General features: G+C 54.7%; 20 protein-coding genes. 2 read left to right on the forward strand and 18 right to left on the reverse strand.

Going from position 1 to position 22,589, the window contains the following annotated elements; all coding sequences use genetic code 11:
• Positions 1-6: 6 nt before the first annotated feature.
• The 7 genes from V3851_RS10340 to V3851_RS10370 are packed head-to-tail and all read right to left on the reverse strand — an operon-like array spanning position 7 to position 5,954.
• On the reverse strand, positions 7-360 hold the full coding sequence (locus tag V3851_RS10340; RefSeq protein ID WP_331846457.1) for a hypothetical protein: 354 nt from the start codon (positions 358-360) through the stop codon (positions 7-9).
• Positions 338-2,407, reverse strand: coding sequence for a peptidase U32 family protein (locus tag V3851_RS10345; protein WP_331846458.1), 2,070 nt, complete (start codon positions 2,405-2,407; stop codon positions 338-340). The genes V3851_RS10340 and V3851_RS10345 overlap by 23 nt, the downstream gene beginning before the upstream one ends.
• A 51-nt stretch (positions 2,408-2,458) precedes the next feature.
• Positions 2,459-3,259 carry an energy-coupling factor transporter transmembrane component T family protein gene (locus tag V3851_RS10350; RefSeq protein ID WP_331846459.1) on the reverse strand — a complete coding sequence of 267 codons (801 nt, stop codon included), beginning with the start codon at positions 3,257-3,259 and terminating at the stop codon, positions 2,459-2,461.
• The gene (locus V3851_RS10355; protein WP_331846460.1) at positions 3,225-4,160 is read right to left on the reverse strand and encodes an ATP-binding cassette domain-containing protein; all 936 of its coding nucleotides are present in this window, start codon (positions 4,158-4,160) and stop codon (positions 3,225-3,227) included. Before V3851_RS10355 ends, V3851_RS10350 begins: the two co-directional genes overlap by 35 nt.
• On the reverse strand, positions 4,136-4,975 hold the full coding sequence (locus tag V3851_RS10360) for an energy-coupling factor transporter ATPase (RefSeq protein WP_331846461.1): 840 nt from the start codon (positions 4,973-4,975) through the stop codon (positions 4,136-4,138). Before V3851_RS10360 ends, V3851_RS10355 begins: the two co-directional genes overlap by 25 nt.
• A gap of 48 nt (positions 4,976-5,023) precedes the next feature.
• Positions 5,024-5,578, reverse strand: coding sequence for a Gx transporter family protein (locus tag V3851_RS10365; RefSeq protein WP_331846462.1), 555 nt, complete (start codon positions 5,576-5,578; stop codon positions 5,024-5,026).
• A complete protein-coding gene (locus tag V3851_RS10370; protein ID WP_331846463.1) occupies positions 5,562-5,954 on the reverse strand; it encodes a NusG domain II-containing protein in 393 nt (130 codons plus the stop codon). Before V3851_RS10370 ends, V3851_RS10365 begins: the two co-directional genes overlap by 17 nt.
• Positions 5,955-6,185: 231 nt before the next feature.
• Here V3851_RS10370 and V3851_RS10375 point away from each other — a divergent pair, with 231 nt between their 5' ends.
• Positions 6,186-7,271: an FAD:protein FMN transferase gene (locus V3851_RS10375; RefSeq protein ID WP_331846464.1), complete on the forward strand. Its 1,086-nt coding sequence runs from the start codon at positions 6,186-6,188 to the stop codon at positions 7,269-7,271.
• A gap of 466 nt (positions 7,272-7,737) precedes the next feature.
• On the opposite strand, the gene V3851_RS10380 is transcribed toward V3851_RS10375, so the two are convergent.
• The 3 genes from V3851_RS10380 to V3851_RS10390 all read right to left on the reverse strand — a co-directional run bounded on the left by V3851_RS10380 (position 7,738) and on the right by V3851_RS10390 (position 10,801).
• Positions 7,738-9,009, reverse strand: a complete 1,272-nt coding sequence (locus V3851_RS10380) for an ABC transporter substrate-binding protein (RefSeq protein WP_331846465.1) — start codon at positions 9,007-9,009, stop codon at positions 7,738-7,740.
• Positions 9,010-9,083: 74 nt separating this feature from the next.
• Entirely contained in the window at positions 9,084-9,920 is an 837-nt protein-coding gene (locus V3851_RS10385; RefSeq protein ID WP_331846466.1) for a carbohydrate ABC transporter permease, read from the reverse strand.
• On the reverse strand, positions 9,920-10,801 hold the full coding sequence (locus V3851_RS10390; RefSeq protein ID WP_331846467.1) for a carbohydrate ABC transporter permease: 882 nt from the start codon (positions 10,799-10,801) through the stop codon (positions 9,920-9,922). The genes V3851_RS10385 and V3851_RS10390 overlap by 1 nt, the downstream gene beginning before the upstream one ends.
• Positions 10,802-10,942: 141 nt before the next feature.
• On the opposite strand from V3851_RS10390, the gene V3851_RS10395 reads away from it, so the two are divergent.
• Positions 10,943-11,101, forward strand: coding sequence for an asparagine synthase (locus V3851_RS10395; RefSeq protein ID WP_331846468.1), 159 nt, complete (start codon positions 10,943-10,945; stop codon positions 11,099-11,101).
• 439 nt (positions 11,102-11,540) lie between these two features.
• On the opposite strand, the gene V3851_RS10400 is transcribed toward V3851_RS10395, so the two are convergent.
• The 8 genes from V3851_RS10400 to V3851_RS10435 form a co-directional block, all read right to left on the reverse strand.
• Complete coding sequence (locus tag V3851_RS10400) at positions 11,541-12,899, reverse strand: ankyrin repeat domain-containing protein (protein ID WP_331846469.1); 1,359 nt, start codon at positions 12,897-12,899, stop codon at positions 11,541-11,543.
• A gap of 49 nt (positions 12,900-12,948) precedes the next feature.
• Positions 12,949-13,413: a 2-thiouracil desulfurase family protein gene (locus V3851_RS10405; RefSeq protein WP_331846470.1), complete on the reverse strand. Its 465-nt coding sequence runs from the start codon at positions 13,411-13,413 to the stop codon at positions 12,949-12,951.
• Positions 13,414-13,546: 133 nt separating this feature from the next.
• Positions 13,547-15,646 carry a glycoside hydrolase family 36 protein gene (locus V3851_RS10410; RefSeq protein WP_331846471.1) on the reverse strand — a complete coding sequence of 700 codons (2,100 nt, stop codon included), beginning with the start codon at positions 15,644-15,646 and terminating at the stop codon, positions 13,547-13,549.
• A 21-nt stretch (positions 15,647-15,667) separates the two neighbouring features.
• Positions 15,668-16,513 carry a carbohydrate ABC transporter permease gene (locus V3851_RS10415; protein WP_331846472.1) on the reverse strand — a complete coding sequence of 282 codons (846 nt, stop codon included), beginning with the start codon at positions 16,511-16,513 and terminating at the stop codon, positions 15,668-15,670.
• 28 nt (positions 16,514-16,541) lie between these two features.
• Positions 16,542-17,450 (reverse strand): carbohydrate ABC transporter permease, encoded by a 909-nt coding sequence (locus tag V3851_RS10420; RefSeq protein ID WP_331846473.1) that lies wholly within the window; start codon positions 17,448-17,450, stop codon positions 16,542-16,544.
• Between the two features lie 128 nt (positions 17,451-17,578).
• Positions 17,579-18,913 (reverse strand): ABC transporter substrate-binding protein, encoded by a 1,335-nt coding sequence (locus V3851_RS10425; RefSeq protein WP_331846474.1) that lies wholly within the window; start codon positions 18,911-18,913, stop codon positions 17,579-17,581.
• A 105-nt stretch (positions 18,914-19,018) separates the two neighbouring features.
• Complete coding sequence (locus V3851_RS10430; protein ID WP_331846475.1) at positions 19,019-20,629, reverse strand: helix-turn-helix domain-containing protein; 1,611 nt, start codon at positions 20,627-20,629, stop codon at positions 19,019-19,021.
• 56 nt (positions 20,630-20,685) lie between these two features.
• The gene (locus tag V3851_RS10435; protein ID WP_331846476.1) at positions 20,686-22,407 is read right to left on the reverse strand and encodes a sensor histidine kinase; all 1,722 of its coding nucleotides are present in this window, start codon (positions 22,405-22,407) and stop codon (positions 20,686-20,688) included.
• Between the last annotated feature and the right edge of the window lie 182 nt (positions 22,408-22,589).

Below are 22,589 nucleotides of genomic sequence, written 5' to 3' on the forward strand. Positions count from 1 at the left end.
CTACAGCTAATCCTGCGAAATCCGGTACATAAATGGTGAAACGTTGAAATTAGCTGCATGTTTTCCAGTTATTTGGCTGAAATGCTGGTTTAATGGAGAAATAACGGGAGGTTTTCCCGTTATTTCTCCGATCGCTAGCTTCACACCGGCCGTTCTCTTAACGGCTTGCCACCGGTTCGTCCGGCGAAGCGGCAGATGCCTCCGCCGCAGGCTTCTCCACCCCGGCGGCTGCCTGTGAGGCTCCGGCACCGGCCTCGACTCCGGGGCCTCGGCCACCGCTACGGCCGCTGCCCCTTCGGCGCTATGGCCTGCGGCAGCGGCTGGCCCGGCCGGTTCCTCACCGGCTCGTGACCGGCTCATCGGCCGGCTCTTTCGCCGCAGCCGCCTCCGCCTGGGCCTCGCCGGCTCCCGCCGCGCCAGGCCCGCCGGCGCTGCCGCTGGCGGCGCCGCCGTCGAACTGCAGCGCGCCCAGCGTATAGCCGGCGTACACCGGCGCCAGGGCCGCGAACAGCTCGGCCGCCGCTTCCGGCGCGGCCAGTGCGGCCTTGTAGGCGGCGACGATCTCCGCCAGCCGCTCCGGCCGGTAAGTCGCGCCCTCGATCCGGAAGACGGACAAGCCGGCTTCCTTCAGCTCCTTCACGAGCGGCAGCAGACAGAGCTCCTTCGCCAGCATTAAATGGTTTCGCCCGTTTACATCGCGGTAAACCGGGTTTTCGCCTTTATCCGTCATCAGCACCAGAATGCTGTTGTCTACGAATTTATTGTCTTCCTCGCCGACCGGCTCAAAGACCTCCGCGTTTTCGTATAGGTCGTGCTCCATGTACATGATTGCCGGAGAGCCGTGAACAATCGCTTCCAGCGGCACAGGTGAGCTGGCCAATAATGCGGTAAAGTCGAGCAGCGGCAGCTCCATCGACGCCGTCAGCCGCTCTAGCCCAAGCCCGGCGTAGAAACCGGCGGACAGCCGGTTGTAAACATTCAGATTGAAATCGCCGACCAGCCGATATCCTTTGGAGGCGAATCTCCGCACGGCCCCCAGATTGGTAACCATGACCCCGTCGATCGGCAGCCGTTCTCCGGACAACAGCCCGTCGTAGATGTCAAAATGCAGCTCCGTCATCATCCGCGGCAGACACAAATACAGCTTCGCAGCGCCCTTGATCGCCGCCAGTTCCCGAATCTCCGCCTTGGTGAACGGGCGGTCCGGTTCAAATACATCGCCGGACAAATAGATGTGATCGGCTCCGGCCTCCAGCGCGGCCTTCGCCTGGGCCATATTGTTCACATGTACCGAAACCTGCGCTGCGGATTGCGGACGATTTTGCCCATGAATTGCTTTTCCGGTGTCATCCACAGCGGCGGCCGCCCAGGTTTCCCGGATCTCTTCAAGCCGCTTCTCGCCGAGCTCCCGTTCCGCCGTCGGCGTACTGAACACTTTGCCCGTGCTGTAAAATTTGCCTGTTCCCTCGTAACGCTTATTGATGTTCGACAGCCCCGGACGGCCAAAAGCATAAGCGGTCGAGAAATCCCGCTTCCGGTTCTCATACAGCAGCTTCGTATCCTTGCTGCGTTCAAAGCCCGCCGGGTCGGCGATGTAGCGGTCGATGGCGTCTCCGTAGGCGTTCGCCAGCATGACGACGAACTCTTTGTCGCGCATGCGCCCTTCGATTTTAAAGGAGGTGATTCCACCGTGAATCAGCTCCGGAATATGCTCGTACATGAACATGTCTTTGACCGCGAGAGGATATTCGGACGGGTAAATGTTGCCGTCCTTTTTGACGCGATAATCCCAACGGCACGGCTTAAGGCATTTGCCCCGGTTACTGCTCATACCGAACACCATGGAGCTGAAATAACAGTTGGCCCCGTGAACCGAACACATATCCCCGTGCACAAAATATTCCAGCTCCATGCCCGTTACCGCCTGCAAATAACGCGTCGTCTGCAGGTCCATCTCCCGGGACGTCACGACGCGGGTCACCCCAAGCTCCTGGAGCGCCTTCACCATTTCCACATTGTGCACATTCATCATAACCGAGGCATGCACGGGAACCGACAACCCGAGCTGCTTGATCAAGGCGAGCACGGCAAAGTCCTGGACGATAATCGCGTCCGGTCCGGCTTCCTCAAGAAATTGCAGATATGCCGCCGCTTCATCGATCTCCCCTTCATTCAGCAGATTGTTCACCGTGACGTAGGCTTTCTTGCCTAGGGAATGAGCGATTTGTACCGCCTCCGTCAATTCTTCCAGCGTAAAATTGTAGCCTTTCCGCATCAGCCGCATGTTCAGGCTCGGCCCGCCAAAATAGACGGCATCGCAATTCGCCGCGATAACCTCCTTGAAAATTTCAAACGTTCCCGCCGGTGCAAGCAGCTCCACTTCTCTTCCGTTAAAATACCGTGCCACAGGCGTTTCCCTCCTCCGTATATCCGCTCTTTCAGCGGTCTAGTCTCGCATCTACAACCAACTCAATAAAAGTACGACAGCGACCAGTACGACATAAGACAACACGAACCAGGTATCCTTGGAGCGCCAGCGCAGCAGGTGGTATTCCGAGCGCGGCGCTCCGATCATATAGCCGCGGGATTCCATCGACAGCACCAGCTCTTCCGCGCGGCGGAAGGCGCTGACGGTGACCGGAACGAGCAGCGAGACGAGCATTCTGCCTTTTTCCTTCCAGGGCATCTCCCGGAGGTCCGCCCCGCGTGCGGCCTGAGCCTTCAAAATTTTCTGGGTTTCATCCAAAATCGTCGGAATGAACCGCAGCGCAATGCTCATCATGAGCGTAAGGCGCTGGGCGGAAATGCCGACCTTTTGCAGCGGCGCCAGCACGCCGGCAAGCCCCTGGTTCAAGAGCCCCGGCGTCGTCGTGAAGGTCAGGATCGCCGTAAAGGACACGAGCAAAGCCATGCGCGATGCGGCGATCAGCCCGCTGCCGAGGCCGGCCGAATACAGTGTCCAAGAGCCTACGCTCCATAAGGCATCCCCTTGCTTCACCGTCAGGCATTGGATGACGAAAATAAAGACCATCAGCACCCAGAGCGGCTTGGCGGCTTTGGCGTAATACTTGATGGGAATCCGGGTGGCGGCCATGTACGCCAGCGAGAAGACCAGCGCCACGCCCAACGCCGCCCAGGATCGGGTAATGACGATCGCGGCCAGGTAAAGCACCATGCCGGTCAGCTTGGCCCGCGGATCTAGCCCGTGCACCCAGGAGCCGGTATCAATGCAGCGCCCGAACAGCAGCTTGTTCCGCATCGCTCTCAGCCCCTTCCCGCTTCATGCCTTCCTCTTGCCTATTCCCGGCAAGCAGCCGCGCCACGCGGGCGGCCAACGAATCCGGCGTCAGGCAAGGCTCTTCGCCCTCCAGGCCGAACCTCGCGGCCACCCTGTTCCAGACCGAGATGCAGGCCGGAATCGCCAGTCCGCATTCCCGCTCCAGCCTGCCCGCCTCGCGAACCAAATCGGCGGCCGTTCCCTGGAACGCCTTCGCGCCCTCCTTCATGACGACCCATGTGTCGACATAAGGGAGCATCTCTTCCATCCGGTGGGTAATGACGACGACCGTCTTACCCTGCTCCCGCTGCATCCGGGACAATAGTCCGGCCAGCTCCGCCCGGCTCTCCGGATCCAGCGTCGCGGTCGGCTCATCGAGCGCGATCACCTCCGGATCCATCGCCAGCGCGGACGCGATCGCCACTTTGCGCATCTGGCCGCCGCTCAAATGGAACGGATTCCGCGGCAGGAACGAATCGTCCAGCCCGACCATCGCCAGCGCCTTGCTAGCCCGCTCCTTCGCTTCCGCCGGACTCATCCCGAAGTTCAGCGGGCCGAAGCATAGATCCTTCTCGACCGTGTCCTCGAACAACTGCTGCTCGGGGAACTGGAACACCAGCCCGACGCGCCGCCGCAGCTCGCGCAGCGGCGGCCCCTTCGCCCCGGCTTCCATCGTAAAGTCGAGCACGCGGACCTTGCCCCCGGTCGGCTTCAGGATGCCGTTCAAATGCTGGAGCAGCGTCGATTTGCCGGAGCCGGTTCCGCCCGCAACGGCGGCGAATGTCCCCGTGGCGAGCCGCAAATCGATCCCCTCCAGCGCGCTGTGCCGCCAGAGGCTCCGGTCGTCGTAGGCGAAGCTTACTTGCTCGTAGCTAATTGCCATAGCGTATCTGCCACCTCCTCCTCGGAAAGATCCGGGGGCAAATGAATACCCTGCCGCCTAAGCTCCCGCTCCAGACGGATCCGGTAAGGAGCGATCACCCGGCAGGAGCGGAGCAATTCCTCGTCTTCGAACAGCTCCCTCGGCGTCAGATCGGCCGCCACTTCCCCGTCCCGCAGCACGATCGCGCGGTCGGAAGCCATGATCTCCTCCGCATCGTGCGTAATGGAGATGATCGTATACTCCCCACTCCGCTTCATATCGCGTACAATCTCAAGCAGTTCCCCGCGCGCCTTTTCGTCAAGCATGGAGGAAGCTTCGTCAAAGATGACGATGCCGGGCTCCATCGCCAAAATGGCCGCCACCGCCACCCGCTGCTTCTGGCCGCCCGACAATTCGGAGGGGTGCTTGGAGAGCAAGTGGCCGATTTCCAATTTGCCCGCGTACCGTTGTACCCGCTCCGTCATTTCTTCCCGCGGCAAACAACGCCCCTCCAGACCGAAGGCGATATCCTCCTCCACGGTGGCGCCGATAAATTGGTTGTCCGGGTTCTGGAACACCATGCCGATTCGGGGCCGAATCCGCCCCACGGTCTCTTGGTTCAGCGGAATTCCTTCCACTAAAATGGTGCCGCCGTTTACGGCAAGCAGGCCGCCTAGCAATTTGGCGAGTGTCGATTTCCCGCAGCCGTTGGGTCCCACCAGCGACACCCAGCTTCCCCGCGGGATGCCGCATGTCACATCGCTGAGTACCGGCCGCTCCGGCCCGTAAGCAAAAGACACGTGCTGCAATTCGAAAGCGAGCCCGGCTTCTTCCATGATCATCGTCCCCTTTCCCTACGGCTGCAAAGCCTGGTTCGCCGCGATCTAAGCCGTTTCGGTCAGGAATCCTTCGAACAGCGACAGCTTGGAAAGCGAAGGAACCAGATATTTAACGGCGATGCCGACGGCAATCCCGGTCAGCACGCCCATGATGAGCAGCATCGGCAAATAGTAGAAAATATTGGTGGTGTTGAAGTAAATACAGGCCGCCGTAAGCTGCCCGACATTATGCGCGATCCCGCCGACAATGCTGATGCCGATGGCGCTGAGCCGCTTGCGCCCGATCAGCAGCAGGAACCACATGGCCGCGAAGCTGAACAACGCTCCCATAATGCTGAACAGGAAACTGGAAAATGTACCGAAAATAAATGCCGTAAGCAACGTCTTCAGCAGCACCATGACAAAAGCGTCTCTGGCCCGCAAAAAATACAGGCAGGTCAGCACCATAATGTTGGCCAGCCCCAATTTGGCGCCAGGTACGCTCATATTGACGGGAATCAGGGATTCCACCAGACTAAGCACGACCGCAACCGCGGCGAATATCGCAACGATAACCGTTCTTTTTAACGCTAGATTGGCTCCTTCATTTAACGACGGCATCGATCTCATCTCCTTCCCCGGATGGACCTTCGATTTCTACCAACAGCTTGTGTGGCAAACAAACGATGGTTCCTCCGTTCCGTTCAATAAACCCGAAAGTAAGGCACACTTTATCGGGGCAATCCGCATCGATCATTTCAATCCCATAATCATGAACTTTCAAAAGGTTGTATCCGTATTCCGTTTTGATTTCTATCGTCTGCTCTTCTCCGGTCAATTCCACGGTCCGGAACAACTCCCCGTCAACCGTGATTTTGGCGACGCGCGTTTCGTTGTGATATTTTTCACTTGAACTGCCGTCAAGCCATCTCGGGACCAAAAAAACGGCGGCGATGACGATAATGAGTCCGATCAGCAGGATGTCTCCGCGTTTCATAGCAAACTCCCTTATTTTTTAATTATGTAAATCTTAGACGACTTCATTATACCTGTAACATTCGTCACTCCTATGTGATAAATGTCTCAAACTGTGAACTATTTCACAAAATCCTCATTTAAGAAGCGATTTCAGGGAATAATAATTACTTTGTGAATAAAAGTACTTTTAGTGCCGGCCAATTTCTGCTAGAATCAAGGCGAAAATGACATGTAGAAAAGAGGCCTAACTATGAAAATAAACAAGCCCGTCATTCTGCTGGCGACCTTCTCCCTGCTTGCGGCGCTGCTTGGCGGCTGCTCCGGCACCGGCTCGGCCGATACGGCCGGCACGAACGCGCAGGCTGAGCAAAATAAGACCATTGAACCTTTGTCCCAGACATTTTTTATATTTGATACCGTCGTAAATATTAAAATCTACGATGAGCGGGCCACATCCAAAAATATGGAAGAGCTTGAAGCTCTCATGAAAGAGATAGACTATAAAATCAGCCGCAACAACCCGGACAGCGAGATCTCCAAAGTCAACGCGCAGGCCGGCATTGCTCCTGTCGAGGTGTCCCCGGACACGTTCGAGCTGGTCACGCTGGCGGTGGAATACGCCAAGAAGACGAACGGCCTGCTCGATCCGTCGATCGGACCGCTCGTCAGCCTGTGGAACATCGGCCATGAAGGAGCCCATGTCCCTCCCGCAGGCGATATCGCCGCGGCGCAGCAGTTGACGGATTACCGCAAAATCGAGCTGAACCCGGAGAAGCATGAGATTTATTTGCAGACCAAAGGCATGGAAATCGAACTGGGTTCTTACGGTAAAGGCTATGCGGCCGACAAGATTTACGATTATTTGGCGGAGCAGGATTTCCATAGCGCCATTATCGACCTTGGCGGCAATATTCTCGTCATGGGCAGCAAGCCGGGCGATCTGCCTTGGAATGTCGGCATCCAGGACCCGGATCAGGAGCGGGGTAACCCGATCGGCTCGGTTAAGGTCGTCGACAAAACGGTCGTAACCGCCGGAATTTACGAACGCTTCTTTATCGAGGACGGGAAGATGTACCAGCACATCCTCGACCCCCGGACCGGATACCCGGTCGACAACAATATCAGCAGCGTAACCATCATTACGGATAGCTCCACCGATGCGGACACGATGGATACCTCCTTGTTGATCATGGGCATTGAAGAAGGCTTGAAATTCGCCGAAAGCACTCCGAATACGGAAGTGTTGTTCATTACCAAGGACAAGAAGTTGTACGCCTCGCCGGGATTCAAAGAAATGCTGAATAAAACGAACGACGAGTACACTTTTGCCAATTGAATCTTATCCGGTTTATCCTCTATATCCCGTTTAAACTCCCGATCACCAGCCCCTCCGCTCCCCGCCGAGGGGTCTTTCATTTGACTTTTCATGAAAATTACAGTAGTATTTCAAATAGATTGTTAAACCCCTATAGCAGTTCCTCAAAAGATTATAACTCTCCTGTATACCGATTCGGTATGAAATTCCTTATTTGATTGACCCTAAGAGTAAGAATTGCCGAGTATTTCCGATTCACACTGGCGCGGTCATCGGAGCCGCAAGGACAAATGAGAGGTAGGGCTTTTGTTGTTTTGGAAACCGTCTTAAGTTACGGTTGTAGTCTAAGCGGGAACTCCTCCACAACCTTCAGCGTGTACATGAAGGCGCGGGTAACAATACAATATGCAAAAAAAGCAAGCGTCGCGCGGATCAAAGCATCCGTTTGACGCTTGCGTCCATTTTAGGGCCTGAATTTCAAACGGCCTTAATCTACGCTAAGGTTGTCCCAATTCATTTGGAACTGCTCCAGCATTTCCGTCTTGCCGATCTTCCCGCCGATATACGCCTGCATGCTGCTGGAGATCTCCTGCGGCATACCGTTCGGGAGGCGGAACCAGTTCCAGGTCAGCGCCTTGCCGGCGTCCGTATAGTTCAACACTTCCATCCCAAGCGCGCCGAGATCTTCTTCCGTCCCCTCGATACTGTCGAACGCAGGGATAAATTTGAACTCCTTGGTGATGTATTTTTTGCCCGTTTCGGAAGTCACAAGCCAGTTTAGAAACTCTTTGGCCTCTTCTTTGACCGGCGAGTCTTTGTAAATGACCCAATTGTTCGGCACGCCGACGAACAGCCTGTCGTTGTCCTCCGCGGTGTCGTCGATCGGCATCGGCAGGATGCCGAGATTCAAATCCGGGTTGATTCCGTCAAGCTGCACCTGGGTCCAGTTGCCCTGTTGAAGCATCGCGGCTTCCCCGTTTGCGAACATGGTGACCTGGGTGTTATAGTCCGTAGTCAGCGGATTGGCATTCCCGTACTCCAGCGTAAGGTCGAGCAGCTCCGTCCACTGCTCAAATACCGGGTCTTCCGCAAATTTGTACTTGCCGTCGCTTAACCCCTGAATGAATTCCGCCGGATCCGGCTGATTGGCGAAGGCCACATTCACATTATGGTTGCCGAGCACAAACCATTCCTGGTAGCCGTCGGAGAACGGCGTGATGCCCGCCGCCTTCAGCTTCTCCGCCGCTTCCCGCAGCCCGCTGAGCGTCACCGGCTTCTCCGTGATTCCGGCTTTGGCGAACAAGTCCTTGTTATATATAAAGCCGTACCCTTCCAGGTTCATCGGCTGTCCGTAGAGCTTGCCGTTCTTCGTCATCGGCTCTTTGGCGATTTCCTTGACGTCCTTGACCCAAGGCTGGTCCGACAAGTCCTCCAGATATTCCTGCCACATCTCCATCTCCGTGTAGCCGCCGATATTAAAAATATCGGGCTCTTCCCCGGAGGCGAATTTCGATCTCAGCGAAGCGCCGTAATCGCTCCCGCCGCCGACCGTCTGGATATCCAGCTTAATGTCCGGATGTTCTTTTTCATACTCCGCCTTCAAGCCTTCCAGCGCTTCAGCGATTTCCACCTTGAACTGAAATATGTGCAGCACCTTGCGCCCGCCGTCCATCTCCGGCCCGTTTTTACCGCAGCCTGCCATCAGCAAAGCCATCGCCAGTATCGTCAGCAGGAGCAGCGCCTGTTTGCCCAGTCTCATCTTCCGTTCACCCTCCTTTGCCCCTTTCAACTTATGTCTTAAGCTTATCCCGGCCGGTTCGCCGACGGGTTCGCTCATCCCTTCACCGAGCCTTGGGCGATACCGGCGATAATGTATTTCTGCATGACCAGGAAAAAGATCACGACCGGCGTAATGCCCAGCACCAGGGCAGGCAGCGCCAAATCCCACTGCTTCGTATACTGTCCGAAGAAAGCGAACGTCTCGATCGGGATCGTGTATAATTCCGGCTTCTGCAAAATAAGCGACGGCATCAGGTAATCATTCCAGATCCACAGCGTGTTTAAAATGATGACCGTGACGGCGATCGGCTGCATCAGCGGTAAAATGATCCGGAAGAAAACGCCGTAAGGCGAACAGCCGTCGACCCTCCCCGCCTCCTCGACATCGACCGGAACCGATTTGACGAACCCGTGCAGCAGGAACACCGTCATAGGGGCGCCAAAGCCCAAATAGCAAATGATCAGCCCCCAGATCGAGTTCATGATACCCAGCAGGCTGGACACTTTGACCAGCGGGATCATGATCGCCTGGAACGGAATGACCATCGCCGCGACGAACGCCGCATACAGGAAGCGGTTATACCGCGTCGGCCTCCGGGCCATCCGGTAAGCGGCCATCGAGCACATCAGCACAAGCAGCAAATTGCTGGCCACCGTGACGAGCAGCGAGTTGCCGAACGCCTTCGGGAATGCGGTTTTATTCCAGGCTTCCGCATAATTGCCCCAATGGAACACGCCCGGCCAACTGGCCGCATCGGTCAGAATTTCGCCGAAGCTTTTCAGCGAATTGACGATCAGGAAATAAAAAGGAATTAAAAAGACAAGCCCGCCGAGGATCAATACCGCCTCGATCAGGATCAGGCCGCCGCGATATCGTTTTGCCGTCTCCATTACAGTTCAACCTCCCTGCGCTTAGTCGCCCTGACCTGAAGAATCGAGATGAGCGCAACGACGATGAAGAAAATGATCGCTTTCGCCGAGCCCATTCCAAACCGGCTGATATTGAACGCTTCATTATAAATGTTCAGCGCCACCGATTCGGTCGATTTGAACGGTCCCCCTTTGGTCAGGGACAAGTTGAGATCGAACAGCTTGAACGACCAAGAAATCGCCAGAAACAGGCAAACCGTCACCGCCGGCATAACCAGTGGAACAATGACATGCCTGAGCACCTGCTTCCGCCCCGCCCCGTCGACCTTGGCCGCTTCGATCAGGTTTTTCGGCACGTTATTGATCGCGGAAATATAAATGACCATCAGGTATCCGGCGTTTTGCCAGACGAAGACGATGACGATCGCCCAGAAGGAGGTGGCCTCCGTTCCGAGCCAAGGCAATTTAAAGAACGCCAGCCCTGTCGCCTCGCCGATGGAGGAGAAGCCGCGGACAAAAATAAACTGCCAGATGAAGCCGAGCAGCAGCCCCCCGATGACGTGGGGCATAAAAAACACCGTCCGCATCACATTTCTTGTGTAAAGCCGCTTCGTTAAAAAATAAGCCAGCGCAAAGCCCGCGAGATTCGTAAGCACCACGCCCAGCACCATAAATTTGGCCGTAAACCAGAACGAATTGAGAAAGGCAGGATCTTTGGTGAAGATATGGGCGAAATTGCGCAGCCCGACACCATCCGCCTGTCTGGATATTCCGTTCCAGTCCGTAAATGCATAGTACAGACCGAGGAAAAACGGAACCGCCACGATCAAGACGAAAAATAAGGTCGACGGTCCCACAAACACCAGTTGCTGTACTTGCTCGGACGTTTTTCTCCGTGTCATTATCGTTTCACCCCTTGGCTAGCTGTTTGACTTCTTTTTACCCTTACTGCCAAAGGATTGAATCTAAGCCGGCGTATAAATGGCATCCTCATATACCAAAATAACGATGTCTTTCCAAACCAGTCCAAAGGAGTGTTTGTCATGCGTGAAGGTTTGATTCCTACTGTTCTTGGAGCTGTAGTGTCCGCTTCTGCCGCATCACTGCTTGGAAGCAGGTATAAGCTTGCTGCAACCGGGGCTCTGGGGTTCGGCCTGGCCCATATCGTACTCGGCACCATCGACCTGATCGAGCACCGCTAGCCAAGTGTTGGAAGATAGCCCGGGGGAAGCCCCGGGCTTTTTGGAGTTATATGAGTGGAACAAGGCTGTGATCGAGGTTTATGACTGAGTGTTGTGGACAGGACTTGGAGGACGGGGCTTGAGGATGAAGTTTGGGGATGAAGCTTACCGACAGGGTTTGTTCTTCTACGGAGGACAATTTGACGAAAAATGTCCACCCGAAAGGTGGACACGAGGCCAATAAGCTCTAATGAGCGAAATATCCATATCTAGTTGAGTTCAAGACAACACTCACCAATATATTGAATTTTCGGCACAGCAGGCGCGGTATCTCTTTCGCAGAAACTTGTCCACTCTTGGAAGACATTTTGCCGATTTTTCCACTGGGAGAGGACAACATGTTTAGTTATATGAAAAAAGCGGATTTCCGCTACGGAAACCCGCTTCTATAAACCGGCTGTCAATGAGGCTGTCCGATCGTCTTTTCATCACCCGGATTAACATAGTAGATATATACTTCATTATCGGGGCCAAGTGCATAGACGGTGCTGTACCACATCGTTTGGATCTCGTTCCAATAGATATACAGCTGCGTTTTCACGCTTCCGGATTTTATGCCTTCCACGTCAACGGTTCCAAAGTCGCCGGAGATCGGCTCGAATCCTTTGCCCTTATCCGTATATCCCCAAATTTCCGAGCCGTCCATGTCATCCGTACCTTTGGCAGGATTCGGGCCGAAGGTTTTGAGCGCTTCGCTCTGGCTAATTCCGTTATGTAACTTGTTGAAAACTTGCTCCACGTACGGATTCACCGGCGTTACCGTTTGTTCCGCAAGCTCCATGCCGAGTAATTTGGCTATACCGGTGGCGTTGTTTTCGCGGACAACGTCATATACCGTTTTCCCTTCATCGTTCGCGATCTCCGGGTCCGCACCGCGCCCCAGCAGTTCCGCAAAGATTTGCTCTTCTTGAAGAAGATAGAACAATGCCGTGTTCCCCGTTTCATCCTGGGCATTGACATCGGCACCCGCCTCAAGAAGAGGCATGCATGCCTCCGGCAAATCCATGCCCGCGGAGACGAGTATTTGCGGGTCCTTGCTCGGGTCGGCTCCTTCCGCCAGCAAAAGCTTCACAAGCTTAAGGCCCTTATCCCGCCTTTTCTTGGTGAAGTCCGCATCCGGCATATCCGAAGCGGAATAGCCGTGGAAAACGGCAAGCGCCAGCAATGTGCTTCCGTACTCGTCCGCGGCATTGGGATCGGCCCCCTGAGACAGCAGTTGCTCGGCCGCGGCGACATCCCCAAGATTTACGGCTTCCACCAGTCGGGTATTCAGAATCGATTCGGTTGCGCTCTCCCCCGCAGTTCCGGTATTTCCGGTGTTTCCGGTATTTCCAGCGCCGGAAGCTTCCGGACTCCCTGAGATTTCGGATACGGCGGCGAGCGATTGTTCTTTGAGCAGTGATTGATTGTCCCGCAGCCAATTCATGGCGTCCAGCAGCGTGGCGTTTTGGCCCTGCTCGTCGGTGAAATAAATCAGCACCATTTGCGTCCAGAATTCGTTTTCCACATCGGGATCGTCAAAAAATTGCTCCACTTGAATACCTTGGCCGCGCCAATCTTCAAGAATGCCGCCGACAAGCGCGCGGAGCCGGTCGTAACCGACCTGTTCCTCCCAGCCGTAAGCGGTAATTCCGCTCGAAATCGCGGCCAGGTCTTCGTTTTGAATTCCCCCGGATGCTTGACCGTCTTGAAGAATAGAACAAGAGGACAGCAGCAGGGCAAGTGCAATGATTAATGGGATGAATAAAGACCGCAACAAGCAACACGCTCCATTTTGATTTTCTTTTATGTATTTATCGGATTATTGATTAATCCTCTAAATAAGAAAGCAATGAGTCGTTCTCGGACAGGACGGCAAAACCCTCCCGTTTGAGCAGCGCGGCCGTCACCCCGTTTCCGGCAATCTTTCGATTACCGAAGCTGCCGTCGTAAATTCGCGAACTGCCGCAGGAAGGACTGAATTCTTTCAGTACAATTGCGGTGGCACCGGACTCCTTGACGACCCGCAAAGTCTCGTAGGCGCCTTTGACGTACATTCCGCTGACGTCCTCGCCGGATTTGCTCATGACTCTGGCTCTTCCATCGAGCACGTCCTCGCCGGTCCCGCCGAAGATCTCGGCTGGTTCCCGCGGCGTACCGAAACCGCCCAGCAATTCCGGGCACACGGGGATAGCTTTCTTTTCATCGATCAGCCGCTTCACGATTTCATCCGGGCAGTCCGTGCCGTTATAACGAACCTTCATTCCTGCCAGGCAGGAGCTAACTATGATCATAGAACTCGATCCTCCTTCCACTACCTAATATACTATGATTCGACAAGAATTGCCCGGGAAATGGAATTTTAGCGAAAAAAGAGGCGGACTCCCGGTACGGAATCTCGCCTCTCTCGCTTCAGCAAGCTGTTTACTATTTTAATTCTATCTCAAAAAGTCTCGCCGTCCGGCGCGATGGAAGGGACACGCTCAACGTTCCCGCCGTCCGGTTCCAATGCCAATCGGCTTCGCCGTCCGAAGGGTAGGTCAGCTTGATCTTGGCGTCGCGGCCGGCACCGCCCGGCAGCGGGAAGGAAGCGGTCTGGCCCCCTTCCATTCTCCACACCGCCAGGAACAGCCGGTCTCCATCGCGGATGCCGAAGCTGAGCCAAGGGTCCTCGAGCCGCGGCAGTCCGCCCGGCCAAAACGGCAGGCCTGCGGCGATATGCTGCCGGATATGCTTATAGTAGGCGATGCCTTCCTGCACATAGCCGAGCCTTTCCGGGCTGATCTCGGCCAGGTGTCCGCTTTGGTGGATGCGCAGGAGCAGGCTGTTGATCATGTTCATCACAACCTCTTCCCGGTCGCCGTCCCGCAGCGGATAGGACCATACCGCGCATTGCTCCGGCGTTGCGAGCGAAGCCGACGCCGCGGCGATCGCGGCATTTTTCAAATAATCGGTCTGATCGCTGCTCGACTGGATGCTGTGCCGGCTCAGCATGGCGTAATCCATCCTCATCCCGCCGCTGCCGCAGTTCTCGATGACCAGTTCGGGATAGCGCGCGAACACGCCGTCAAGCCATGCCAGATACGCCCGGTTGTGGCCCAGCAGTCCGTCGCCGAAGCTGTCGGCGCCAAGCTCCGTGCCGATCCCAGCATTGATGTTGTAGTCCATCTTGATGTAGCCCACGCCGTACTCCTGGACAAGCCGGTCGATCACTTGATCCGCATAGGCCCTGACGTCCGGGTTGCGGTAATCAAGCTGGTAACGGGAATGATCGATTACCCGCTTGCCGTGGCGGACGAAGAACCAGTCGTCCGGCACCCGGGAAGCCGTAGGGCAGGCCACGCCCATGACTTCAAGCTCCAGCCATAGACCGGGGATCATGCCCTTGCTCCGGATATAGTCCAGCATCTCTTTGATACCGCCGGGAAATCTCGCTTCCGAGGGCAGCCACTCGCCGACGCCGTCCCACCAATAACCGTCGGAATACCATCCGCAGTCGACGCAGAAGTATTCGCAGCCGGCTTCGGCGGCGGCATCGATGAGCGGAATCAGCTTCTCCGTCGTCGGATCGCCGAACAGGCAGTTCATATAGTCGTTAAATATCACGGGAAGCTTCACATTATCCTCATTCGGCCTACGAATGGCGCGCCGATACTGTGTCAGAGCCTCGATGCCCCGCTGAATGCCGCCGGACACCGCGCCCACCGCGGCGGGAACCGTGGTGAACGTTTCACCCGGCGCCAGCCGTTTCCACCAGTGATGTTCATTCTCGGTCGGCCCGCTCAATTGGACGTACAATTCGTCCGTCATATCGCTGATCTCGAAATGCCATGAGCCGTTATGCTCGATCTGCCAGATGAGCCCTTCGCCGGTCTCGGTATTTTCCAGAAACGCCATCGGGGCATACTGCGAAGTCGACCAGGTGCCCGCGCTGCCGTAAGAGAGCCGCTTCATCGAGAACTCGTTCACTGTGTTCAGGCCAAGCTCGGGCAGCGAAGAAGCCTGCCATTGCGCCTCTCCGTACCAGGTGTTATGCGGAATGTGCAGCCGGATTTTCCGGTCCCGCCCGCTGACGCCATGCTTATCCACCCCGGTGTAGGCAAACGTGGACACATACTCCAGGCCCAGCCTCTCCGTTCCCCCGTTTTCCGCCTCGGTCCATACCCTTACGATCGGCAGCCCGTCGAAAAACTGGATGTGACTGCGCACGATAAGGCCGGTTGCCTCTTCATCGCGCTGATGAATGACGAGCTTGCGTCCCGTCTCATTTCGGGCATCCTCGATCCGCTGCAGCTTGAGCCGCTTGCCCGGCAAAGTCCCCGTATGCTTCGGGCCGTGATGGTCGTCATGGTTTTCGCCCGATACGTGAACCTCCACGAGCCGGTGCTTGCTTCGCCGCTTATCATCCCAAGCCTCGGGCAAAGCGGTCGGCCGGTCGCCGAAATGCAGCAGCCTTACGTCCCGATCGTCCGTTACTTCCAGCCATAGGTGAAGCCCGTTTTCCTGAATGTAAATTTTCTCCGCCATTTTTATATGACTCCTTTCGCATTATCCTTTGACCGAACCGGCTGTCATGCCCTCCACAATATACCGCTGCAAAAAGATGAACAGGACAACGACCGGCAGCACGCTCAGCACGGAGGAGGCCATCAGGCTGCCCCAATCAGTCTGGTACAGCCCTTTGAACAGGCTGATCCCCGGTGTCAACGTGCGGTGCGCCTCGTCGTTAATGAACACGAAGCCGAACATGAACTCATTCCAGGCGTTAAGAAAAGCGAACAGCGAGGTGGACACCAGGCTCGGCAGCGAGACCGGCAGCAATATGCGGAAGATCGTGCGTATCTTGCCGCAGCCGTCGATTTCGGCCGCCTCTTCCATCTCGAAAGGAATGCTGTCGAAAAAGCTCTTCATCATGAATGTGCACAGAGGCACGGTAAATGTCGTATAAGCCAGAATCAGGGACAGGTAAGTGTTGATCAGCCCCATTTTGCTCATGATCAGATAAAGCGGGATCAGAAGAAGGACCCCCGGAATCATTTGCGACAAGAGCATCGCCACACTGAATACCTTAATGCCTTTGAACCGAAGGTAGCGGCTGAGCGCATACCCGGCAAACACCGAGATCAAAATCGCCGCCAGGGTTACGGTCACGGCCACGAACAAGCTGTTTTTGAAAAACGTCAGGAAGGCCGAATTATTGAGTACATTATCGAAGTGCATAAAGGTCGGCGAATCCGTCCACAAGCTTGGGGTGACCGAGCGTATTTCATTTGGCGGTTTAATCGCCGTAACGAGCATCCACAAGAACGGAAATACGCAATATACGGAAAATCCGATGAGTACGATATAGGTTACGACCTGCAAAAAATTTCTCTTTCCTTTGCTGATTAGCATCGTTGTTCACACTCCATCCTTCACGGAATCAAGCCCGGTTCTTTCTCGAGGTGTACATGTAATATATTAAAAATCCGCACAGCATAAATCCGAGCATCATGGATGCCAGCGCGGATGCGCTGCCAAAGTTATATTCCTGCATGGCGTACCGGTAAATCATAATCGGCAAGGTCTCCGAGGAATGCAATGGTCCGCCCTCGCTCATAATCCAAATAAAGTCGAAGTTGATCGCCGTCCAAATAATATGGACAAAGATAATCGTGATCGAGACGGTCTTAAGCTGCGGCATGACGATTTTGAAAAACCGCTGTCTGACGCCTGCGCCGTCGATGGCCGCCGCCTCCAGCGCGTCGCGGGATACGGATTGCAGGCCCGCCAAAAGCGTAATCGTAAAGAACGGAAAGCTGCGCCAAATATTGACGAACACGATCGTCAGCAGCGCCGTGTTCATCTCGCCGAGCCAATAGATCGGCTCGTCGATGATCCCAAGGCTTGTAAGCCAGTAGTTGATCACGCCGTAATCGGGTGAGAGCATCCAGTCCCAGGTCAATCCGGCCACGACGATCGGTACGACCCAAGGGACGATGACCAGCGCCCGGAACAGGGTTCTGCCCTTAATGTTCTGATTCAAGGCTACGGCCGAGATCAGACCGAAGATGTACTCGCCGGCAACGGACAAGACCGTCCAGATAACGGTGTTGCGTAATGCTCCCCAAAAATACTCGTTTGCAAATACTTCACGGTAATTCGCCAGCCCCGCAAAGCCACTGACCGCTTTATTCAGCATGTTCTTGAAGTGAAAGCTGTCCCATAGCACGCTGATTAGCGGATAAGCGTTCATCAGAATGAAGAACAGCAGGGCGGGAAGTACAAATAAGTAGGCGATTCGCCGGAATTTTCTTTCTCTCAAACTCACATTCACAGTAGCTTTTCTCATTGTCCTCACCACGTTTTTTAAGATAGAAAAACAAGCATAGACTTTAGAAGCTATCCGTTCCATGCTTGTTTTTCTTTTGTGTATGACTATCCAGTTAAGGCCTAAAGTCTATGAAACTCCCGGCTATTCTACTCGGCGCTAAGCTCCCCGGTTTTGCTCAAGCTGTCGTTGATCGCCTGGGATAACCATTTCGCCACTTCCTCGGGGTTATCGTTTTTGAGCAGCGCCTTGGCCAGCGCGTCTTCCATCGCCGTCGTGATTCCGCCGAGCGATACGGCCGGGAACACAACGCCCGTATCGGTGAGCGCCATGAAATTGCTGCCCCAAGGGCTGTCGCTGACTACGTCTTGGCGCGGAGCCTCGTTCAGATTGACCGCGCTTTGATACTCGGCACTAAGCAGGAATTTGGCGAATTCCCAAGTAGCGTCCGCGTTTTCCGTTTTATATAGGAAGAGCGGCGCGACCTCCATAAAGGTAGCAGGGGTGTTCTTATACATCGGAGCCGCGATTTTTACATCGGCCATCTCGTCGGGATTGGACGCTCCGTATGTCTCCATCCAAGAACCGTCGACGACCATCGCATATTGGCCGAGCGCGAAGTTCTGATCCTCTTCTTCCCAGCCCCAGGTCTTGGCATCCGCTTTAATCGTTTTCGTGGCGAGCAGGTCTTGATAGAACTTGAATACTTCGGCGGCTTTGGAAAGCTGGTCCGGATTGTCCTGCCACGTATTTTTGTATTTGCCGTCGCTCATTTGTTCCGCGATGACCACATCGTTTTGCGCCAGGTACATAATCAGCTCTTGCGGTGAACGGACACCCGCACCGGCGATGCCGAACGCTTCCTTGCCCGTCTTTTCTTTAACGGCCGGCCCCATGGCCAGCAGTTCGTCCCAAGTCGCGGGCGGCGCGTCATATCCGGCTTCCTTGAGGATGTTCTCATGGTACAGGAGAGCCCGAATGCCCAAATAGTTAGGCAGCGCTTTCAATTTGCCGTCGACGGTGTACGACTGGATTACATTCTCATAGAACTGGTCTTTCTCGTCCCAATTGTTGAAATAATCGGTCAAGTCGAGCAAAGCGTCGAATTGGTTGAATTCCCCGAACCATTCGCTAAGCCCCCAGCTGATATCGGGAGCGTCGCCCGCATTAAAGGCCGCGACCAGCTTGTCGTGCATGACATCGTAGGAGATGACCTGCATGTTGATATCGATATCGTCACGGCTGGCATCGAACTGCTCGACCAGCTTCTTGATCGTCTTGCCTTCCTCCGAGCTCGGGTCCAGCGCGGACCAGAAATCCACGGTAACGGCCTTGCCGCTTCCGGCCTTGCCGGCATTTCCTCCGCCGGAGTTTGCCCCCGTGCCGGCGCCCGCGGTTTCGTTTTTACCGCCGCCGCAGCCTGCCAGCAGCCCGAGCACAAGCACTGCGGACAGAATCAAGCTTAGCTTTTTTGTCACTTTCATGGTGATCCCCTCACTTCATGAATTATTGTTGTGTTTATAGGTTCATTGTACATTCGCTTCAAAAGGATGGGGATGAGACGGAATTCAGTGAAATGTTGAATATATTTAGTTCTCTTTTCGATAGTCCGTCGGCTTCATGCCCGTGAACTTGCGGAACACCTGGCTGAAATAGCGCTGATCCGTATAGCCCACCCGCTCCGCGATTTCATAGGTTTTGAGCTCACTGTTTTTCAACAATCGTTTGGCCTCTTCCATTCGAAGCTTGGTTAAAAATTCCCCATAGCTCTCTCCCGTTTCGTTTTTGAACAGGGAACAGAAGTAATTTTTATTAATATAGAACTGGCTGGAGATTTCCTCCAGCGTTACCGTCCGGAAATTCCGCCGGCTGTACTGAACGACGGCGCCAATTAATTGCTTGCCGCTTTTCGCCTTCGGGTCCGCGGCAAATTTGTCGATGACCCGCCCGATCAAGTCTCCCAGCAGCTGCCGGACCCGGGCAACCTTCAGATCATTCGCGCAGCCCTTGGCGTTGTCCAGCATAACCGGCAGTTCCGTATCCTGCCCGGCCAGAGGCTCAAGCACTTTCAACAGGCGCATGACCCCCTGTTTGAGCTCGGTACCGCGCATTTGCATCAGCCGTTCATGGCTCAGAATCTCCCCAAGCTTCCCCAAGAGCGCTTCGCTGTCCCGCAGGGAGCCTGTCTTGACGAGCAGCTCCAGCATATCTTCGAGCTCCACCCATTCCGCCAATGCGGCGATATCTTTGGACGAAGCTTCATCAGGCAGATTCTTGTAGCTTGCAAACCCGCTGCCCCCAAGCTTCTGCGATTCCACCGCCTTTACGCCCTCGCGATAGGAAGCCCGAAGATGCTCCAAGCGCGTTTTGCGCCTGCCGAGGCCAAGCTTCGTCTGGAGCCGGACGGTCCGGGGCAGCAATTCGCAAAGCGCGGCAAGCGTATCTTCCATCCTTAAATCCCGTTCCCGCTCCGCCGCCGCCAGGGCCAGAAATTCATTGCTTTTGTGCAAATTGCGGAACACCTCTCCCGGAAAACCTTTCTCCGCCAGGCATTCGGCTATCACATTGCGAATCGCGTAATATAGCGCGGAGCGGTCCCGTTCGTATCGGCTGTTCAAATGTTCGTCGAGATCGTCCAGCCTTACGACGACCATATAAAATCCCTGCTCGGGCAACTGCAGCAGCACCTGCTCGGCGCGGATGATCATTTCGTTCTCGTCCTGCAAGGAACCGCCGATGATATCCGACATCAACTGGTCCTGCATCGACTCGATGCCGGTCTGAAGCACGGCCTTCTCGTCGATCTCCTCCTTCATCGCCAGCGACTCGCGCTGAATCTGCTCCACCACTTTGCCCAGTATCGATAACAGCTCCGCCTGCTGAACCGGTTTGAGCAAATAATCGAACGCCCCTCGCAGGAACGCCGGACGTATATATTCAAAATCGCCGTAACCGCTCAGGACGATGGCCTTGGAGCCGATTCCGGAAGCCTCCAGCCACTCCAGATAACCGAGCCCGTCCACCACGGGCATCTTGATATCCGTAATAATCAGATGCGGCTTACCGTCCGCGGTGATCCGTTTGGCCTCCTCCCCGTTATAGGCATGGCCAATGATTTGCCACCCCAGCTCTGCCCAGGGAATCATTTGTTCAAGTCTCTCATGTACGGATTGCTCGTCGTCAATAATCAGCACTTTCATTAAATCGCTTCCTTTGGGTGGTGTAGTTATTTGTCATGCTGCGGATTTCCGTATCACTACCTGTTCTTCATCGGCAAAACGAACCTGATGCATGTTCCTTTTCCGTTCTTGCTGTAAACGTTCAGTCCATACGGTTCACCGCAGATCAAGCGGATCCTCGTATGCACGTTGATCATGCCGATCGAGCTATCCTCCTTGTCCTTGGAGTTTATGCCCGCCTCCTCGGCAAGAGACTGACGCGTACCTTCCAAACGCTCCTTATCCATTCCGATCCCATTGTCCAGGACGCTGATATACAGTCTGTCTTGCTCCGCGTCGATCGCGGCATGAATCTTGATAAGCTTCTTTCCGTCCAGCTTGGGAATCAACCCGTGCTCCACGGCATTCTCCACCATCGGCTGCAAAATCAACTTCGGAATGGCCAGGCTGCGGATAGCCGGATCCACTTGAAAGCGAATCCGGATGCTCTCCGGATAACGTTTGTTAATAATCACCATATAGTTGCGGATATGCAAAATCTCGTCTTTCAACTGAACCCATTCATTACGAATGTGCATGTTGTAGCGGTACATATCGCTAAGGCTCTGACAGATCAGCTTCAAATCCGGCACATTGTTCACTTGCGCGATGTTCGACATCGTCTGCAGCGTATTAAACAGAAAATGCGGAGAAATTTGCGCCTGCAGCGCCTTAATCTGGCTCTCCTGATTCGTCAGCTGCAGCTTCAGTTCATGGTCGATGAGCTGCTGCATCGTCTCGACCATTTTATTGAACTGATTGCCCAAAAAGCCGATCTCATCGTTCGTGTTTGCCTGAACCCGGACCGAGTAATCTCCCCTTTGGATAAGCCCCATTTTGCGGTACATTCTCACAATCGGTTTGGTGATGCTATAGCTGAGCGTATAAGAGGCGACCAGCGCCAGCACCGCGGACAAGGCGATCGCGATAATAATCCAGAGGCGGACAACCGACACTTCCGGGTCCTCATAGAAAACATAGTACAGCAGCCAGTTCCCCCCTCCGATGTCCGTCTCGATCACAAACGGTTTGCCGGGTAGATTTGCCGGAGAGAAACTTCCCTGCCCCGCTTCGCGATCGGTATGATAAACAACTGCGCCCGATTTTTCCGTGATTATAACGCTACCGTTATAAAAGCTGTTGTACTTTTCCACGAGCTGCCGGAAGTAGGATTCTTTCATATCGATTACGAGCAGCCCCGTAGGTACACCAAGCGACTTTACGGGGTATAAATATTGAATGACCGGCTCGCCGTACATACTGTCGTACGTAAACAGGAAGGTCGGCCGGCTGTCCACCCGCTTGGATTCAAGCAATAGCTGCCGGATATATTCATCCGAAAGTCTGGGGGACAAGCTGGGAAAGAAATCCCCGGCCGCCTCCTGCTCCGCGTTGATCAGATACATCCCGACGATATCCTTGACCCGCGATTTGTTGTAAACGCTTAAGAAAAATTCCCGCATATCCCGTACCGTATCGTAAGTCCGGCTTTCATCGGGCGAATATGACGTATGATGGGTCAAGCTCTTGATTAAATCGGGATTCGAGTAAATCTGGTAAGCGGTTTCATTTAAGGCGAGAATGTATTCGTCGATCGCTCCCTTAAGATCCTGTTCGGTGCGTGTCTCCGCAAAACGCAGATCCTCCTTCAGTCCGTCCGAGATCTGGTACCAGATGATCATGGAAGCGATGCCGAGCGGAAGCAAAATAACCGCGATCATGGCGGCAAATATTTTCGTGCGGATTCTGGTAAATTTCAATTCTCTCACGCCTACTTCCGTTATGATGATGGACCGGTTGAAATTATCCTATATTTCGGTCTTGAAGATTATTTTATTTAATATAATAACATCTCTCCGATCTTCATAGAGCGTTACCCAGGTATTCCCTTTTTCCACAAAAAACGCGGCTTCCCGAAGCCGGGAAACCGCGCTGTGCTTTG

Origin of the sequence: Paenibacillus haidiansis (genome assembly GCF_036553665.1) — a bacterium.
In the GTDB taxonomy this organism is placed as follows: domain Bacteria; phylum Bacillota; class Bacilli; order Paenibacillales; family Paenibacillaceae; genus Fontibacillus; species Fontibacillus haidiansis.